We start from the raw sequence: 16185 nt of genomic DNA on the forward strand, positions 1-16185 counted from the left end.
CCCAGGAACACGCGATGAATACTGAAGGACTCTCAGAAGTTGCCGTAAAAGAAGCTCAGCCGGTGGTCGAGCAAGTGGTGGAGACCCCGCCGGAACTGGAGCCAGTGGCCCCGGCCGCGGTGGCCGAGACGCAACCGGCACCGGCCATCGTCATTCCCAACCTGGATGACAGCAGCCTGTACATTCACCGCGAGCTGTCGCAGCTGCAATTCAACATCCGCGTGCTGGAGCAGGCACTGGATGAGTCCTATCCGTTGCTGGAGCGCCTGAAGTTCCTGCTGATCTTCTCCAGCAACCTGGACGAGTTCTTCGAGATCCGTGTGGCGGGCCTGAAGAAGCAGATCACCTTCGCTCGCGAACAGGCCGGTGCCGACGGCCTGCAGCCGCACCAGGCGCTGGCGCGCATCAGCGAACTGGTGCACGGGCATGTCGACCGCCAGTACGCGATCCTCAACGACATCCTGTTGCCGGAACTGGAAAAACATCAGATCCGCTTCATCCGTCGCCGCTACTGGACCACCAAGCTCAAGACCTGGGTTCGCCGCTATTTCCGCGACGAGATCGCGCCGATCATCACCCCCATCGGCCTGGACCCGACGCACCCTTTCCCATTGCTGGTGAACAAGAGCCTGAACTTCATCGTCGAGCTGGAGGGCATCGACGCCTTCGGTCGCGATTCGGGCCTGGCGATCATCCCCGCGCCGCGCCTGCTGCCGCGGATCATCAAGGTGCCGGAAGAAGTCGGCGGCCCTGGCGACAACTATGTATTCCTCTCGTCGATGATCCACGCCCACGCCGATGACCTGTTCCAGGGCATGAAGGTAAAAGGCTGCTATCAGTTCCGCCTGACCCGAAACGCCGACCTGGCAGTGGACACCGAGGACGTCGAAGACCTGGCCCGTGCGCTGCGCGGCGAGCTGTTCTCCCGTCGCTACGGTGACGCGGTGCGCCTGGAAGTGGCCGACACCTGCCCCAAGCACCTGTCGGACTACCTGCTCAAGCAGTTCAACCTGCACGAGACCGAGCTGTACCAGGTCAACGGCCCGGTGAACCTGACGCGGCTGTTCAGCATCACCGGCCTGGACAGCCACCCGGAGCTGCAATACATCCCGTTCACCCCGCAGATCCCCAAGCTGCTGCAGAACAGCGAGAACATCTTCAGCGTCATCAGCAAGCAGGACATCCTGCTGCTGCACCCGTTCGAATCCTTCACCCCGGTGGTCGACCTGCTGCGCCAGGCTGCCAAGGACCCGCATGTGCTGGCAGTGCGCCAGACCCTGTACCGCAGTGGTGCCAACTCGGAGATCGTCGACGCCCTGGTGGACGCGGCGCGCAACGGCAAGGAGGTCACCGCGGTGATCGAATTGCGTGCGCGGTTTGACGAAGAGTCCAACCTGCAGATGGCCAGCCGTCTGCAGGCGGCCGGTGCGGTGGTGATCTACGGCGTGGTGGGGTTCAAGACCCACGCCAAGATGATGCTGATCCTGCGTCGCGAAGCCGGCGAGATCGTGCGTTATGCGCACCTGGGCACCGGCAACTACCACGCGGCCAACGCCCGTCTGTACACCGACTACAGTCTGCTGACCTCCGACGATGCCTTGTGCGAGGACGTGGGCAAGCTGTTCAGCCAACTGATCGGCATGGGCAAGACCCTGCGCATGAAGAAGTTGCTGCATGCGCCGTTCACCCTGAAGAAGGGCATGCTCGACATGATCGCCCGGGAGACTCAGTTCGCCCTGGACGGCAAACCGGCGCACATCATCGCCAAGTTCAACTCATTGACCGATCCGAAGATCATTCGCGCGCTGTACAAGGCCAGCCAGTCGGGGGTGCGCATCGACCTGGTAGTGCGTGGCATGTGCTGCCTGCGTCCGGGCATTGCCGGGGTCTCGCACAACATCCACGTGCGCTCGATCATCGGCCGCTTCCTGGAGCACACCCGGGTGTTCTACTTCCTCAATGGCGGCGAGGAACAGATGTTCCTTTCCAGCGCCGACTGGATGGAGCGCAACCTCGACAAGCGGGTCGAGACCTGCTTCCCGGTGGAAGGCAAGAAGCTGATTCTGCGGGTCAAGAAAGAGTTGGAGAGCTATCTCACCGACAACACCCACAGCTGGAGCCTGCAGTCCGACGGTCGCTACATCCGCAATACGCCGACCGGTAATCAGAACCCGCGCAGTGCCCAGGCGACCCTGCTGGAGCGCCTTGGCAGCCCGGTACTGCCGGTGCGCTAAGCGCGTCAGGCGTCGCTGATAATAAAAAGGCCAGCCCGATCACCGGGCTGGCCTTTTTTGTGCGGCTTGCAAGAACTGTGGGCGCTGGCTTGCCAGCGAAGGCGCCCCTGAGGGCGATGCAAGGGGTAGCGGCCTTTTCGCCGGCAAGCCGGCTCCTGCAGCTCCGTGGCAGGGTCAGTTGACGTTGAGCACGATGCCCACCCGGGTCAGCCATTCGGCTTCCAGGGCGAAGTCGGCCTGGGTCAGCTGATTTTCATCCAGCCAGTTTTCCGGGAACTCCACGTCCAGCTGATCGCCCAGGGCGCTGAGGCTCACCTGAGGCATTTGCTGGGTGCCACGGATGTGATGGAAGAGGATGGCGAAACGCAGCAGCACGCACAGCCGGATCAGCTTGATGCCGTCGTCGCCGAACTCGGCGAATTTTTCCTTGGGGATGTTGCGGCGGTGGCCGCGCACCAGGAGAGCCAGCATCTGCTGGTCTTCCCGGGAGAAACCCGCCAGGTCCGAGTGCTCGATCAGGTAGGCACCGTGCTTGTGGTAGTGATAGTGGGCGATGTCCAGCCCCACTTCATGGACCTTGGCCGCCCAGCCCAGCAGTTCGCGCCAGATGCCGTCTTCCAGGTCCCAGTCCGCGGCCACCTGGTCGAAGGCGCGCAGGGCCTTGCCTTCAACGCGAGAGGCTTGTTCCAGGTCGACGTGGTAGCGCTCCATCAGCGAGCTGAGGGTGCGTTCACGGACGTCTTCGTGATGATGGCGGCCCAGCAGATCGTAGAGCACGCCTTCACGCAGGGCGCCTTCGCAGTGATCCATGCGTTGCAGTTCCAGGGCGTCGAAGATCGCTTCGAGAATTGCCAGGCCAGCGGGAAAGATCGCCCGGCGGTCGGGCTTGATGCCTTCGAAGTCGATCTTCTCGGCGTCGCCGAGCTTGAACAGCTTGCGCTTGAGCCAGGCCAGCCCTTCGGCGTTGACCTCGCCGCTACCCTGGCCGCCAGCCTTGAGGGCCAGGCCAATGGCGCGAATGGTTCCGGACGAGCCGATGGCTTCGTCCCAGGTCAGGCGATGCAGGGCATGCTCGATGCTCATGATCTCCAGGCGTGCGGCGGTGTAGGCCTGGGCATAGCGGGCAGGGGTGATCTTGCCGTCGCGGAAATAGCGCTGGGTGAAGCTTACGCAGCCCATCTGCAGGCTCTCGCGCAGCAGGGGTTCGAAGCGCTGGCCGATGATGAATTCGGTACTGCCGCCGCCGATGTCGGCCACCAGGCGCTTGCCCGGGGTGTCGGCGAGGGTGTGGGACACCCCGAGGTAGATCAGGCGGGCTTCTTCACGGCCGGAGATGACTTCCACCGGGTGGCCGAGGATTTCCTCGGCACGGCGAATGAACTCGCCGCGGTTGCGGGCTTCGCGCAGGGCGTTGGTGCCGACGATGCGCACCGTGCCCTGGGGCATGCCGTTGATCAGTTGGGCGAAGCGCTTGAGGCAGTCGAGACCGCGCTGCATGGATTCTTCGTTGAGCTGGCGTTCTTCGTCGATGCCGGCGGCCAGTTGAACCTTTTCTCCGAGCCGCTCGAGAATGCGGATTTCACCGTTCCGGGCCTTGGCCACGACCATGTGAAAGCTGTTGGAGCCCAGATCGATCGCGGCGATCAGGGACAGATTCTTGGCTTGGGATTGGGGCATGGTTGGGGGTCTCGGTCGATAACCTCGCCATCCTGCCACGATCAACGGCTCGCGCCAACGCGCAGTGTCCAATGCGTTGATTCAACGCATAAAAGCCTGCGCCGGGGCGGTGGCCCGGCGGTTCCGTGGCCAGGAAAGATCCCGTTCAATCGGGCGAGCCGCTCCTTGGCAGCCAGGCAAAGACCCTGCTGCAACAGGTGCGTGGTGCCGGCCGGGGTTGCCGAATGGCCTGTGCAACCCGCGTAACGTCCCCAGCTGAGCTATACCCAAACTCGTGGGGCACCATAGTTAGAGTCAATCATCTCCGGCTTCCTGAACGCGGGAAGGGCAGATATGATGGGCCACGTTTTTTTGCTTACAACCTGGAGAATTCCATGAGCAGCGATCTTATCAAACACGTCAGCGACGCCAGCTTCGAGGCCGACGTACTCAAAGCCGAAGGCGCTGTACTGGTCGACTACTGGGCCGAGTGGTGTGGCCCATGCAAAATGATCGCTCCGGTTCTGGACGAAATTGCTGAAACCTACAAGGGCAAGCTGACCGTTGCCAAGCTGAACATCGACGAGAACCAGGAAACCCCGGCCAAGCATGGCGTGCGTGGTATCCCGACCTTGATGCTGTTCAAGAACGGCAACGTCGAAGCTACCAAGGTTGGCGCACTGTCGAAGTCGCAACTGGCTGCCTTCCTCGACGCCAACATCTAAGCGTCGATTTTCAGTGCCCTGGAAAAGCCCCGCAAAATGCGGGGCTTTTTCGTAATTGAGGGCTAGACGCTCCGAAACTCAGGTGTTACATTCGGCCCCGCACTGGTTTCTCCATTGCCCCCTGCAAGCCGTCGCCGACGCTCTCCTTTTCGAATTAGTACGCGATCCTGTCGCCTTCTCTGCGGCGCGGCCTCATTAAGCCAAAAGCTTAATTTCCCCCCTCTATAAATGATTACGTCATTCCTATATGAATCTGACTGAACTCAAGCAAAAGCCGATTACCGAACTGCTCGAATTGGCCGAACAGATGGGCATAGAAAATATGGCCCGTTCGCGCAAGCAGGACGTGATTTTCTCCCTGCTGAAAAAGCACGCGAAAAGCGGTGAGGAAATCTCCGGTGATGGCGTGCTGGAGATCCTCCAGGACGGCTTCGGCTTCCTTCGCTCTGCTGACGCCTCCTATCTCGCTGGCCCGGACGATATCTACGTCTCGCCAAGCCAGATCCGTCGCTTCAACTTGCGCACCGGTGACACCATCGTTGGCAAGATCCGCCCTCCCAAGGAAGGCGAGCGTTACTTCGCGCTGCTCAAGGTCGATACCATCAACTACGACCGCCCAGAGAACGCCAAGAACAAGATTCTGTTCGAAAACCTGACGCCGCTGTTCCCGACCGTGCGCATGAAGATGGAAGCCGGCAACGGTTCCACCGAAGACCTGACCGGTCGTGTGATCGATCTGTGCGCCCCGATCGGTAAAGGCCAGCGTGGTCTGATCGTTGCTCCGCCAAAGGCGGGCAAGACCATCATGCTGCAGAACATCGCGTCGAACATCACGCGCAACAACCCTGAAGTTCATCTGATCGTGCTGCTGATCGACGAGCGTCCAGAAGAAGTGACCGAAATGCAGCGCACTGTGCGCGGCGAAGTGGTCGCCTCCACCTTCGACGAGCCGCCAACCCGCCACGTGCAAGTGGCCGAGATGGTGATCGAGAAGGCCAAGCGCCTGGTCGAACACAAGAAGGACGTGGTGATCCTGCTGGACTCCATCACCCGTCTGGCCCGTGCCTACAACACCGTGATCCCGAGCTCCGGCAAGGTCCTGACCGGTGGTGTCGATGCCCACGCCCTGGAGAAACCGAAGCGTTTCTTCGGCGCCGCGCGGAACATCGAGGAAGGCGGCTCGCTGACCATCATCGCCACCGCGCTGGTTGAAACCGGCTCGAAGATGGATGAAGTGATCTACGAAGAGTTCAAGGGCACCGGCAACATGGAACTGCCCCTGGACCGCAAGATCGCTGAAAAGCGCGTCTTCCCGGCCATCAACATCAACCGTTCCGGCACCCGCCGCGAAGAGTTGCTGACCGCCGACGACGAGCTGCAGCGCATGTGGATCCTGCGCAAGCTGCTGCATCCCATGGATGAAGTCGCTGCCATCGAATTCCTGGTCGACAAGTTGAAACAGACCAAGACCAACGATGAGTTCTTCCTGTCGATGAAACGCAAGTAAATCGATCAGGCCAGCAAGAGCCGGGGAAACCCGGCTTTTTGCTATCTGACATTCTCTATTCTGAACCTGTGGGTTCGGCGCTAAACTGCCTGCCCCGAATGCCACGGCGAAAACGAGGCTCACGCATGCAGTATCGCGACTTGCGCGACTTTATCAGCGGCCTGGAACAGCGCTCGGAACTTAAGCGCATCCAGGTTCCGGTGTCCCCAGTGCTGGAAATGACCGAGGTCTGCGATCGCACCTTGCGTGCCAAAGGCCCGGCCCTGCTGTTTGAAAACCCCACCGGTTATGACATCCCCGTGCTCGGCAACCTGTTCGGCACCCCCGAGCGCGTGGCCCTGGGCATGGGCGCCGAGGCGGTCAGCGAACTGCGCGAGATCGGCAAGCTGCTGGCGTTCCTCAAGGAGCCGGAGCCGCCCAAGGGGCTCAAGGACGCCTGGTCCAAGCTGCCGATCTTCCGCAAGATCATTTCCATGGCGCCCAAGGTGGTCAAGGATGCGGTGTGCCAGGAAGTGGTGATCGAAGGCGACGACGTCGACCTTGGCATGCTGCCGGTGCAGACCTGCTGGCCGGGCGATGTCGGCCCGCTGATCACTTGGGGCCTGACCGTGACCAAGGGCCCGAACAAGGACCGGCAGAACCTGGGTATCTATCGTCAGCAGGTGATCGGCCGCAACAAGGTGATCATGCGCTGGCTGAGCCACCGCGGCGGCGCGCTGGATTACCGCGAGTGGTGCGAGAAGCACCCGGGCCAGCCGTTCCCGGTGTCGGTGGCGCTGGGCGCGGACCCGGCGACCATTCTCGGCGCCGTGACCCCGGTGCCGGACAGCCTTTCCGAATACGCCTTTGCCGGCCTGCTGCGGGGCAACCGCACTGAGCTGGTGAAGTGCCGCGGTAACGACCTGCAGGTTCCGGCCACGGCTGAAATCATCCTTGAAGGGGTGATCCATCCCGGCGAGATGGCCGATGAAGGCCCGTACGGCGACCACACCGGCTACTACAACGAGGTCGACAGCTTCCCGGTGTTCACCGTGGAGCGCATCACCCACCGCATCAAGCCGATCTACCACAGCACCTACACCGGCCGGCCGCCCGATGAGCCGGCGATCCTCGGCGTCGCGCTGAACGAAGTCTTCGTGCCGATCCTGCAGAAGCAGTTTCCGGAAATCACCGACTTCTACCTGCCGCCTGAAGGCTGTTCCTACCGCATGGCGGTGGTGACCATGAAGAAGCAGTACCCGGGCCACGCCAAGCGGGTCATGCTGGGTGTCTGGTCGTTTTTGCGACAGTTCATGTACACCAAGTTCGTTATCGTCACCGACGACGATATCAATGCCCGGGACTGGAACGATGTGATCTGGGCCATCACCACGCGCATGGACCCCAAGCGCGACACGGTGATGATCGACAACACCCCGATCGACTACCTCGACTTCGCCTCGCCGGTGTCTGGCCTGGGTTCGAAGATGGGGCTCGATGCGACTCACAAGTGGCCCGGAGAAACCACCCGAGAGTGGGGCCGGGTCATCGTCAAGGATGAGGCGGTCACCCGCCGGATCGATGCCATCTGGAATCAGTTAGGAATAGATTGATGCGTGTAACCTTGCAGCCCTCCGGAGCCGTGCTTGAGACGCTGCCCGGCGAGCGGATTCTCGATGCGGCGCGGCGCCTGGGCTATGAATGCCCGCAGAGCTGCCGCAATGGCAACTGTCATGTCTGTGCGGCGCTGCTGGTGGAGGGCAGCGTGCAGCAAGCTGGCGACGTGCGTGATCACGGCGAGTTCTACACTTGCATTGCAGAGCCGCTGGAAGACTGCATCGTGCTGTGGGATGGCGTCCTTGCGCTGGGAGAATTGCCGGTGCGCAGCCTGTCGTGTCAGCTTACTGAATGCCTGGAGGTCGGCGGCGATGTCTGGCGGGTCAGGCTGCGGGCACCGGCCGGCAAGCCGCCGCGCTATCACGCAGGGCAGTACCTGATGCTGGAGCGGGACAACGGTGAGAAGTCGGCCTTTTCCCTGGCATCGGCGCCTCACAGCGGGCGAGATCTGGAACTGCATGTGCTGGTGCGCGAGAACAGTGCGCAAAGCCTGATGGAGCAACTGCAGCGCAACCGCATGGCTCGGGTGCAGTTGCCTTTTGGCGACACCCACCTGGCCGAGTTGCCGGATGGGCCGCTGGTGCTGATCGCCGCTGGTACCGGCATGGCGCAGATGCACAGCCTGATCGAGCATTGTCGGGCCGCCGGCTTCAAGCATCCGGTGCACCTGTATTGGGGCGTGCGCCGGCCGGAAGATTTCTACCAGCTGGAACACTGGGACGAGTGGCAGCAACTGCCCAACCTCTACCTGCACAAGGTGGTCAGCGACCTGTGTGGCTGGGAGGGGCGCTGCGGCATGCTGCATGAAGCGGTGTGCGAGGACATTACCGACCTGTCGGCGGTACACGTTTACGCCAGCGGCTCGCCGGCGATGATCTACGCCACCCTGGATGCGCTGGTGAGTGCCGGGATGGATGCCCATCAAATGCGCGCCGACGTGTTTGCCTACGCCCCGCGGCCCTGACTGCATCGGGCCTGCGCGGCGCGTTATAACTCTGTATATAGCCTATCGGTATTTATCTAATTAAATAAATGCCGGTAGGTTATATATAAGCCTCCAACTTAAGTGCCACTGCTTAGTGGCACTTAACTTGCCTTGAAACTCATGTGTCTTGCAGTTACTGCCAAGCGTTCTATTAAGTAACTTCTTTTACGCGGGGAGCCGAACGCTATTCGCCATGACAGCCCTTGAATCCAGTTATCTGAATCTGGCTTACCCTCCACGGCTCGATCTGGGCCCGCAGCTGACGCACGACCAACTTCGCAGTTCCATGCAATCCACCATGGCCCGGCACAAGGGTGGGCCGGTGTGGCTGTTCGCCTACGGTTCACTGATCTGGCGGCCGGAATGCTCGGCGGTCGAACGCAAGCGGGGCAGGGTGCATGGTTATCATCGCGGCCTGTACCTGTGGTCCCACGAGCATCGCGGCACGCCGGAGCTGCCGGGGCTGGTGTTCGGCCTGGATCGTGGCGGCTCCTGCAGCGGCTTCGCCTATCGGCTGCCGGAAGAGCAACTGGACGCCTCGCTGTACGCCCTGTGGCAGCGTGAAATGCCTTATCCCTCCTATCGCCCGCACTGGCTCAACTGCCGCCTTGAGGATGGCAGCCAGGTTCAGGCCCTGGGCTTTGTGCTGGAGCGGCACCTGCCCAGCTATGCCGGCAATCTGCCGGACGATGTCCTGAACCAGGTGTTCGAAAGCGCTTGCGGGCGGTATGGCACCACCCGCGATTATGTCGAACAGACGGTCCAGGCCCTGCGCAGCCACGCCATGCCAGATCGCAACCTGGAGGCGCGGCTCAAGCGCTGCAAGGGGGCGGACGCCCATTGAGGCCCTGTAGCCGGTCTTAGCGCACCTGCACTACGACCTTGCCCACCGCTCTGCGCTGGCCGAGATCATCGATGGCTCGCGCAGCCTCCGTCAGCGGATAGACCTGGGAGACCAGCGGCTTGAGCTTGCCCTCGGCGAACCAGCCGAACAGTTGCTGGAAGTTCGCCGCATTGTCCTGGGGCTGGCGCTGGGCGAAGGAGCCCCAGAACACACCCACCACCGCTGCACCCTTGAGCAGGGCCAGGTTCACCGGTAGCTCGGGGATGCGCCCGCTGGCGAACCCCACCACCAGCAGCCGGCCGTTCCAGGCGATGGAGCGGATGGCCTGGTCGAACAGGTCGCCGCCCACCGGGTCGTAGATCACATCCGCGCCATTGCCGCCGGTCAGGCGCTTGATCTCGTCCTTCAGGCTGCTTTCGCTGTAGTTGATCAGCTCATCGGCACCGGCAGCCTTGGCCACGGCGAGCTTTTCCGCGCTGCTGGCAGCGGCAATCACCCGGGCGCCCATGGCCTTGCCGATTTCCACGGCGGCCAGCCCGACCCCGCCCGAGGCACCAAGCACCAGCAAGGTTTCACCGGGCTGCAGGTTGCCGCGCTGCTTGAGGGCGTGCATCGAGGTGCCGTAGGTCATGCTGAAGGCGGCGGCTGTATTGAAGTCCATGGCGGCGGGAATCGGCAGCACGTTGTAACCGGGGACGGCCACCTGCTCGGCGAAGCTGCCCCAGCCGGTCAGGGCCATGACCCGGTCACCGGCCTTGAGGTGGCCGACCTTCTCACCCACTGCGCTGACTACGCCGGCCGCTTCGCCCCCCGGGGAGAAGGGGAATGGCGGCTTGAACTGGTACTTGCCCTCGATGATCAGGGTGTCCGGGAAGTTGACGCCTGCGGCATGCACTTCCAGCAGGATCTCGTTCTTCTTCGGCACGGGGCTTGCGACCTCTTCCAGCACCAGCGTTTCGGCAGGGCCGAAGGCTTTGCACAGCACGGCTTTCATCAGGGCTATTCCTTTGGGAGTGGTGGCCGATAAGTGTAGGAGTGTGAATCAGGCGGTCAACGAACATGCCCGGTCCTGATGACCAGCCATAAGCTTGTGCTTGTGCTTGGGCTCAGGCGGGCGGGCCTTTATGCTAGGCCGCAAACCGGATTAAGGAGCGAATTGTGAAAGCGTGGATCATGTTGCTGCTGGCCCTCTCCCTGCCCATGGCAGCGATGGCCGAAGAGGCCAAAGAAGGTGAAGCACCGAAAGTCAGCTACATCAGCCTGAACCCACCCTTCGTGGGCAACTACGGCCTGGACGGCGGCCCTAAACTCAAGGTCTACAAGGCCGACGTGGCCCTGCGGGTAACCGGCGACGCCTCGGCCCAGGCGGTCAAGGCCAACGAGCCGCTGATCCGCAACCAGTTGGTGGCGCTGTTCGCCCAGCAGACCAGCGACACCATGAATAACGTCGAAGCCAAGGAAAAGCTGCGCCAGGAAGCCCTCAAGCAGGTGCAGCAAGTCATGAACGACGAAACCGGCAAGCCGGTGGTGGAAGACCTGCTGTTCAACAACCTGATCATTCAGTAAGCCTGCCCCCGCTACAGGCGTAGGAGCTGGCTTGCCAGCGAAGGCGTCCCTGCGGCCCTTCGCCGGCAAACCGGCTCCTACGCGGTGTGGGTCATGAAGCCAGGCTCTTGCGAAAGCGCGCCAGGGCGATGGCGAAGAACACCAGGCCGATGGTCGCCAGGGCCAGCAGGTCGGGCCAGACCACACTGACTCCCGCATCGCGGAACAGGATCGCCGCGCTGAGGCTGACAAAGTGCGTCGACGGCGAACCCTGCATCACCCACTGCAGCCACTGCGGCATGCTGTCCAGCGGCGTACTGCCGCCGGACAGCAGCAGCATCGGGATGATCACCGGAATCGCCAGCAGGCCGAACTGCGGGGTCGAGCGGGCCAGGGTGGCGAGGAAGATCCCCAGGGCGGTACTGGCGAACAGATAGAGCGCGGTGACCATCAGGAACAGCGCCATGGACCCCGCCAGCGGCACCCCCAGCACACCCTTGACTATCACCTCCAGCGATACCCAGGTGCACAGCACCACTACCAGCATGTTGCTCCAGACCTTGGCCAGCATGATCTCCAGCGCTGTCAGCGGCAGTACCAGCAGGTGATCGAGAGTGCCGTGCTCGCGTTCGCGCAGCAGCGCGGTGCCGGTGAGCACGATGGCCAGGATGGTGATGTTGTTGACGATCTGGATCACCGCCAGGAACCAGCCGCCCTCCAGGTTGGTATTGAACAGGGCGCGGGTGGTCAGCAGTGCCGGGGCCTTGCTGGTGGCGTCCGCCTGGTTGGCGTAGGTGAGCAGCTCGCGCTGGAAGATCCGGCCGATGTAGCCGGCGCCCATGAAGGCCTGGCTCATGGCGGTGGCATCGACGTTGACCTGTACCGCAGGCTGGCGCCCGGCCAGCAAGTCGCTCTGGAAGTTGGCCGGGACATTGATCACAAAGGTGTACTGGCCGCTGTCCATCACCGAGTCCAGCTGGTCATAGGGCAGCGGCACCGGGACCTGGAACTCGGGGGGTTGCAGCGCTTCGGCCAGTTGCCGGGAGAGGGCGCTGTGATCTTCGTCCACCAGGGCCACGCTGGCGTTGTGCACGCCGATCACCGAGCCGGCGGCGGGCAGGTAGATGGCCACGGTGAAGGCATACATCAAGAACAGCAGCAGCACGCTGTCGTGGCGCAGGCTGGTGAGCTCCTTCAAGCCCAGGCGCAGGATATGGGCGAGACGATTCATCAGACCTCCTGCTTTTTCAGCATGACCAGGCTGAGCCCGGTGAAACCAAGGAAAAAGCCCACCAGGGCCAGGCACTGGGGCCAGAGTTCGCGCAGGTCCAGGGCCTTGGTGAAGGTGCCGACGGCGATGTCGAGGAAGTAACCGGCGGGAAACAGCTGGCCCATGACCGCCGCCGAGCCTTCCAGGGACGAGCGCGGCACGATCAGCCCGGAAAACTGGATGGTGGGCAGGCTGGTGATGATCATGGTGCCCAGAATCGCTGCGATCTGAGTGCGGGTGAATGCCGAGATCAGCAGCCCCATGCTGGTGGTGGCCAGCACATAGAGCACGCCGCCCAGGGCCAGGGTCAGGCCGCTGCCCTTGAAGGGCACGCCGAACAGCCAGCGGTTCATGGCCACCAGCAGGGCCAGGTTGATCAGGCTGACGGCCAGGTAGGGCGCCTGTTTGCCAAGGAGGAACTCCAGGCGGGTCAGGGGCGTGGCGTAGAAGTTGGTGATCGAGCCCAGCTCCTTTTCGCGGACGATGCCCAGGGCCGTGAGCATCGCCGGAATGAACGCCAGGATCAGCGCCATGACCCCGGGGCCGATGGCATTCACGCTGACCACGTCCTGGTTGTAGCGAAAGCGCGTTTCCAGCTTGGCCGCCGGCCTGGTGCTGAGGGCCGGGCTGCTTTGCTCCGCCAGCAGCTCGAGGTTGGCCTGGTGCACGGCCTCGACATAGTTGCGGCTGGTTTCCGCACGAAACGGCATGCCGCCATCCAGCCAGGCCGCCACCGCGGGCTGGCGTCCGGCATAGAGGTCACGGCCAAAGCCGGGAGGAATCTCCAGGGCCAGCTTGATCTCCGAGCGTTGCAGGCGCCGATGCAGTTCGGCGGAGCTGCGGATGGTCGGTTTCTCCTCGAAGTAGCGTGAGCTGCGGAAGGCTTCCAGGTAGGCACGGCTCTGTGGCGTCTGATCCTGGTCGTAGACGGCGAAGGCCAGTTTCTCCACGTCCAGGGAAATGCCATAGCCGAAGATCACCATCATGAAGATCGCCCCCAGCAGGGCGAAGCCCAGGCGCACTTTGTCCCGCAGCAGTTCCTTGCCCTCACGGCTGGCCACCGCCAGCAGGCGCGCCAGGCTCAGGCCCGAGCGCGGGGCGGCTAGGGTGCCGGCAGCGGTGGGGGTAGCCGCCTCCGGTGATGGCGCCGGTGTGTCCGGCGTGCCCTGGGCCTCTTCCAGGCAGCGGACGAAGGCGGCCTCCAGGGTATCGCCGGCAAACTGTTGCTGCAGCGCCGCCGGGGTGTCGCAGGCCAGTACCTTGCCGGCGTGCATCAGCGAAATGCGGTCGCAGCGCTGGGCCTCGTTCATGAAGTGGGTGGACAGGAAGATGGTCACTCCCTGTTCCCGGGACAGCTCGATCAGCAGGCGCCAGAAGTCGTCTCGGGCCGCCGGGTCGACCCCGGAAGTGGGCTCGTCGAGGATCAGCACTTCCGGGCGGTGCAACACTGCCACTGCCAGCGACAGGCGCTGGCGCAGGCCCAGAGGCAAGGCGCCGGACTGTTGTTCGGCAATCGCCCCGAGGTCGAAGCGCTGGATCAGTTCCTCGATGCGCGGGCCGCTTTCGGCTTTCGGCAGGTCGAACAGGCGGGCGTGCAGTTCCAGGTTCTGGCGCACGCTGAGCTCGCCATACAGGGAAAAGCTCTGGGACATGAAGCCGACCCGCTTGCGGGTGGCCAGGTCCTTGGCGTCCACCGGGTTGCCCAACAGCTTGGCGCTGCCCTCGCTGGCGGGCATCAGCCCGGTGAGGACCTTCATGGTGGTGGTCTTGCCGCAGCCGTTGGAACCGAGGAAACCGAAGATCTCCCCGCGGCCGATGGCGAAGCTGACCTTGTTGACCGCGGTGAAGTCGCCGAAGCGCAGGGTCAGCTCATGGGCCTCGATGGCGATGTCCTGGTTGTCGCCGGAACGCGGCGGAATCACCAGGGGCTGGTTGTCATGACCGCTGTCGCCCTGGAAATGGGTGAAGGCGTCGTCCAGCTTGCCGCTGGCGGTGATCTGCGCCAGCTCCTGGCTCAGGCCCTGGGCGATCAACTTGCCCTGGTCGAGCATCAGGCAGTGCTCGAACTGTTCGGCCTCCTCCATGTAGGCGGTTGCCACCAGCAGGGTCAGTTGCGGGCGTTGCCGGCGTACGTCTTCGACCAATTCCCAGAAACGCCGGCGCGACAGGGGGTCGACCCCGGTGGTGGGCTCGTCGAGGATCAGCAGGTCCGGTTCGTGGATCAGCGCACAGCACAGGCCAAGCTTCTGCTTCATCCCGCCGGACAGCTTGCCCGCCGGGCGTTCGGCGAAGCGCAGCAGGTCGGTGGCCAGCAACAGGCTGTGCATGCGCTGTTCGCATTCATCCTTGGGCAGGCCGAACAGGGTGGCGAAGAAGCGGATGTTCTCGCTGATGGACAGCTCGGGATACAGGTTGCCCCCCAGGCCCTGGGGCATGAAGGCGATGCGCGGATAGAGGCTGCTGCGGTGGCGCCGTTGCGAGATCGGCCCGCCGAGCACGTCGAGCTCGCCCTGCTGAAGTTTCTTGACCCCGGCGATCAGCCCCAGAAGGCTCGACTTGCCGGCACCGTCCGGGCCGATCAAGCCGCAGCGGGTGCCCGCTGGCAGGTTGAAGCTGATGTCGCTCAGGGCCTGCTGTGAACCATAGCGATGGCTGATGCCGTTCGCTTGCAGCGCCAGGGCGCTCATTGCAGGTTGGCCGGCCAGTCCACGGGGGCGGTGCGCACATAACCGGCGCCGGGCATGCCCGGTTTGGCCTGGGGCACGGCGGCGGGTTGAGTCAGGCGCACCTTGACCCGGAACACCAGCTTCTGGCGCTCGTCCCGGGTTTCCACCTCTTTGGGGGTGAATTGGGACTTGGCCGCGACGAAGCTGATCTTCGCCGGCAGGGGCTGGTTGGGCAGGGCGTCGAGGAGGATCCGCGACTCGTCGCCAACGGTCAGGCGGCCGGTGACCGAAGCCGGCAGGTAGAGGTTCATGTACTGGTCATTGGGGTCGATCAGCAGCAGCACACGGCCGCCGGCGCCCAGCACTTCGCCGGGTTCGGCCAGGCGCAGCTGGATGATGCCGTCGATGGGCGCCCGCAGGCTGCTGTCGTCGATTTCGCTGGTGAGCTGGGCAACCTGGGCCTGGGCGGCGCCGATGGCGGCCTTCACCGCTGCGACCTGGGCCTGGGCCGCCAGGACTGCTGCGTTGCCGGTGTTCAGGCGGGCCTGCTGCTGGTCGATGATCTGCTGGCTGGCGAAGCCGCGCTTGAACAGCTCCTGAGAGCGCCTGAGTTCCTGATTGGCCAGCAGCAGTTCGCTCTGGCGCAACTGCACATTGGCTTCGGCCGCAGACAGGTTCTCTCGGGCGCGCAGCACTTCGGCCTCGGCCTGATTGCGCTGGGCTTCCAGGGTGCGGGTGTCCATGCGTGCCAGCAACTGGCCTTGAAGCACCTTGTCGCCTTCGTTGACCCGCACTTCCGCCAGGCGCCCGGGAATCTTGCTGGCGATCTGCACTTCGGTGGCTTCGAGCCGGCCGTTGCCCATGCTCAGGCCTTCGGGCAGGCGATCCTGGAGGGATTTCCAGTAGCCGAAAGCACCGGCGGCGAGTAACAGAATCAACAGGGAAACAGCAAAAAGGCGGGAGGAACGGTGGTTCGTCGACATGTGTTCTGCGTCCTGCGGCAATAGCGTCCAAGTCTGACGGCTCAAGGCTTTCTACGGCTTGATGCCCGTCAAATGAAAGGGCCAAGCCTAAACCTATTGTTTGCAGGCTGCATGATGATCGGGGCAAAAAAACGTTCGGGCTGGCGCCGTGGACAGATCCGACTCCCGGCGCCA

Annotated in this window: 12 protein-coding genes; 7 read left to right on the top strand and 5 right to left on the bottom strand. The window is 63.2% G+C overall.

The genetic code is table 11. The annotated features are described in order from the left end of the window. Window positions 1–14: 14 nt before the first annotated feature. Window positions 15–2234 carry a polyphosphate kinase 1 gene (ppk1, locus tag A9971_RS18345; RefSeq protein ID WP_077934942.1) on the top strand — a complete coding sequence of 740 codons (2220 nt, stop codon included), beginning with the start codon at window positions 15–17 and terminating at the stop codon, window positions 2232–2234. Window positions 2235–2408: 174 nt separating this feature from the next. Here the strand turns inward: ppk1 and ppx are convergent, their stop codons facing one another. Continuing rightward, entirely contained in the window at window positions 2409–3911 is a 1503-nt protein-coding gene (gene ppx / locus A9971_RS18350; protein ID WP_011064157.1) for an exopolyphosphatase, read from the bottom strand. Between the two features lie 374 nt (window positions 3912–4285). Between ppx and trxA the strand changes: the two genes are divergently transcribed. The 5 genes from trxA to A9971_RS18375 all read left to right on the top strand — a co-directional run bounded on the left by trxA (window position 4286) and on the right by A9971_RS18375 (window position 9547). Next, entirely contained in the window at window positions 4286–4615 is a 330-nt protein-coding gene (gene trxA, locus A9971_RS18355) for a thioredoxin TrxA (protein ID WP_003206727.1), read from the top strand. A gap of 247 nt (window positions 4616–4862) precedes the next feature. Next, entirely contained in the window at window positions 4863–6122 is a 1260-nt protein-coding gene (gene rho / locus A9971_RS18360; RefSeq protein WP_011064156.1) for a transcription termination factor Rho, read from the top strand. Between the two features lie 125 nt (window positions 6123–6247). Next, entirely contained in the window at window positions 6248–7714 is a 1467-nt protein-coding gene (gene ubiD / locus A9971_RS18365; protein ID WP_011064155.1) for a 4-hydroxy-3-polyprenylbenzoate decarboxylase, read from the top strand. Further along, window positions 7714–8682, top strand: coding sequence for a CDP-6-deoxy-delta-3,4-glucoseen reductase (locus A9971_RS18370; RefSeq protein WP_011064154.1), 969 nt, complete (start codon window positions 7714–7716; stop codon window positions 8680–8682). Before ubiD ends, A9971_RS18370 begins: the two co-directional genes overlap by 1 nt. Before the next feature lie 214 nt (window positions 8683–8896). Further along, window positions 8897–9547: a gamma-glutamylcyclotransferase gene (locus A9971_RS18375; protein WP_011064153.1), complete on the top strand. Its 651-nt coding sequence runs from the start codon at window positions 8897–8899 to the stop codon at window positions 9545–9547. Between the two features lie 16 nt (window positions 9548–9563). Here A9971_RS18375 and A9971_RS18380 read toward each other — a convergent pair whose 3' ends face one another. Next, window positions 9564–10541: an NADPH:quinone oxidoreductase family protein gene (locus A9971_RS18380; RefSeq protein ID WP_011064152.1), complete on the bottom strand. Its 978-nt coding sequence runs from the start codon at window positions 10539–10541 to the stop codon at window positions 9564–9566. A 164-nt stretch (window positions 10542–10705) separates the two neighbouring features. On the opposite strand from A9971_RS18380, the gene A9971_RS18385 reads away from it, so the two are divergent. Next, on the top strand, window positions 10706–11113 hold the full coding sequence (locus A9971_RS18385; protein WP_011064151.1) for a flagellar basal body-associated protein FliL: 408 nt from the start codon (window positions 10706–10708) through the stop codon (window positions 11111–11113). Between the two features lie 91 nt (window positions 11114–11204). Here the strand turns inward: A9971_RS18385 and A9971_RS18390 are convergent, their stop codons facing one another. Genes A9971_RS18390 through A9971_RS18400 form a run of 3 tightly spaced genes read right to left on the bottom strand, consistent with a single transcriptional unit; the run spans window position 11205 to window position 16011 of the window. Next, entirely contained in the window at window positions 11205–12323 is a 1119-nt protein-coding gene (locus tag A9971_RS18390) for an ABC transporter permease (RefSeq protein ID WP_011064150.1), read from the bottom strand. After that, on the bottom strand, window positions 12323–15049 hold the full coding sequence (gene rbbA / locus A9971_RS18395) for a ribosome-associated ATPase/putative transporter RbbA (protein WP_041120353.1): 2727 nt from the start codon (window positions 15047–15049) through the stop codon (window positions 12323–12325). Before rbbA ends, A9971_RS18390 begins: the two co-directional genes overlap by 1 nt. Then, a complete protein-coding gene (locus tag A9971_RS18400; protein ID WP_015637433.1) occupies window positions 15046–16011 on the bottom strand; it encodes an HlyD family secretion protein in 966 nt (321 codons plus the stop codon). Before A9971_RS18400 ends, rbbA begins: the two co-directional genes overlap by 4 nt. Window positions 16012–16185 lie beyond the last annotated feature (174 nt).

This window comes from Pseudomonas sp. UME65, from assembly GCF_014170225.1.
Lineage (GTDB): Bacteria > Pseudomonadota > Gammaproteobacteria > Pseudomonadales > Pseudomonadaceae > Aquipseudomonas > Aquipseudomonas protegens.

Bases quoted from the DNA above. Each gene is read 5' to 3' on its own strand.
- rho (WP_011064156.1), top strand. From the start codon at position 4,863: ATGAATCTGACTGAACTCAAGCAAAAGCCGATTACCGAACTGCTCGAA.
- rbbA (WP_041120353.1), bottom strand. From the start codon at position 15,049: ATGAGCGCCCTGGCGCTGCAAGCGAACGGCATCAGCCATCGCTATGGT.
- trxA (WP_003206727.1), top strand. From the start codon at position 4,286: ATGAGCAGCGATCTTATCAAACACGTCAGCGACGCCAGCTTCGAGGCC.
- A9971_RS18400 (WP_015637433.1), bottom strand. From the start codon at position 16,011: ATGTCGACGAACCACCGTTCCTCCCGCCTTTTTGCTGTTTCCCTGTTG.
- ubiD (WP_011064155.1), top strand. From the start codon at position 6,248: ATGCAGTATCGCGACTTGCGCGACTTTATCAGCGGCCTGGAACAGCGC.
- A9971_RS18370 (WP_011064154.1), top strand. From the start codon at position 7,714: ATGCGTGTAACCTTGCAGCCCTCCGGAGCCGTGCTTGAGACGCTGCCC.
- ppk1 (WP_077934942.1), top strand. From the start codon at position 15: ATGAATACTGAAGGACTCTCAGAAGTTGCCGTAAAAGAAGCTCAGCCG.
- A9971_RS18380 (WP_011064152.1), bottom strand. From the start codon at position 10,541: ATGAAAGCCGTGCTGTGCAAAGCCTTCGGCCCTGCCGAAACGCTGGTG.
- A9971_RS18390 (WP_011064150.1), bottom strand. From the start codon at position 12,323: ATGAATCGTCTCGCCCATATCCTGCGCCTGGGCTTGAAGGAGCTCACC.
- ppx (WP_011064157.1), bottom strand. From the start codon at position 3,911: ATGCCCCAATCCCAAGCCAAGAATCTGTCCCTGATCGCCGCGATCGAT.
- A9971_RS18375 (WP_011064153.1), top strand. From the start codon at position 8,897: ATGACAGCCCTTGAATCCAGTTATCTGAATCTGGCTTACCCTCCACGG.